Annotated in this window: 1 protein-coding gene; it reads left to right on the forward strand. The window is 50.6% G+C overall.

Annotation, left to right across the window (positions count from 1 at the left end; all coding sequences use genetic code 11):
- On the forward strand, nt 1-1,619 hold a 1,619-nt coding region (locus T489_RS0112255), incomplete at both ends, for a condensation domain-containing protein (protein WP_031580302.1).

The raw sequence follows: 1,619 nt of genomic DNA on the forward strand, positions 1-1,619 counted from the left end.
GACTTCAGCAGAGTTCTCTCCGGCGGCAGGTCTTCCGAACTCTTCAGGGTAAAGGAGGATCCTGAACACCGTCATGATCCGTTCCCTCTCACCGAAGTGCAGCAGGCATACTGGATGGGACAGATGCAGAGTCTTTCCCTCAACTCCAAAACCTACTACATGGTTGAACTCACAGGTTCCCCTCTTAACAGGGAACGCCTCTGTCATGCCTTTGATTTACTTAAAAAGAGACATGAAATGCTCAGAGCCGTAATAACTGATGACGGAATGCAGACGATCAGAAAACAGGCAGCGGCATCCGATATTCCGTATTTCAGCGTGACAGATGAACAGGAAGCCTGCTCATCAGTATCTGAATGGTGGGATAACCTCAATAAAGATTCAGTATGTCACCCTGTTGCGGCCGCCGGTTTCCTGTACGGTACCGGAATGCGTCTTGCCATAGCCTTCAGCTACATGAATCTTGACGGATACAGTGTCAAACTGCTTCTGAAAGATCTGGCTCAGGCCTATAACGATCCTGCCGGATACGAGAACAAACCTCCGCTCACGCTGTCATTCAGGGATTACGTGCTTTCAGCCGTTGCGGATGAAAGCCGTATTGAATCAGCCAGAAAATACTGGGATGAAAAAATCGCCGTAATGCCGAACGCGCCTCAGCTTCCTCTCAGATGCAGTCCCGATACCGTGGAGGAATCTCACTTTATCAGACTGGCTCATACCGTGAAAAACCGGGACTGGCATAAGTTAAGGGCCAAAGCGTCGGCATGCGGAATCACTCCGTCAGCCGTACTGCTGCACGCCTATCTTGCCACACTGAGCAGATATTCCGGAGAAAATGACGTTACCGTCAACGTAACCCTGTTTGACAGAAAGCGGATTCACCCTGAAATCATGGACATTACCGGTGATTTCACCTCCCTGCTTCCGGTTTCATATACTCCTGATACCTCCCTGTCATTTGCCGACGCGGCCCGAAAAACCGCTGAAAATCTTGCCGAAGGTCTCGATCACAGGGAACTGTCCAGCATTTACATTCAGCGTGAGCTGTCCAGAAAGAGAGGTTCAGGCATGGCATCACTGCCGGTAATCTTCACCAGTACCCTCGGAGTCAGTCAGAACGATGAGGATGCATCACCTGCCGACGGATTCCTGCAGATTACTGAAGGCGGTATGTCAGAAACCCCGCAGGTATGGCTGGATCATCAGCTTTACGAAAAACAGGACGGCATCTATCTCACCTGGGATTATGTCGAAGGACTTTTTGATCCGTCAACAGTCAGGGAAATGTTCGACTGTTACCTGGAAACCGTCATGAACATTGCTGACGGTGAGTGGAACAGACCGATAAATCCGGAACTCAGCAGAAAAACAGCTGACACAAGAAAAAGAATAAACAGTACCGGTGCTCCGGTGTCTGACACCCTTCTTGCGGAAAGAATCTTCACCAATGCCGAAACACGTCCTGACAGTCCTGCTCTCTTCTACGGCGACAGCACCGTAACCTACGGTCAGATGCGCGCTTCCGTCATGCGCGTGGCCTCTCTCCTCATTCAGCACGGCGTAAAACCTCTCGACAGAATTGCGGTTTCCGTTCCACGCGGACCTCTGCAGATTAT

This window comes from Ruminobacter sp. RM87, from assembly GCF_000701925.1.
Taxonomy (GTDB): domain Bacteria; phylum Pseudomonadota; class Gammaproteobacteria; order Enterobacterales; family Succinivibrionaceae; genus Ruminobacter; species Ruminobacter amylophilus.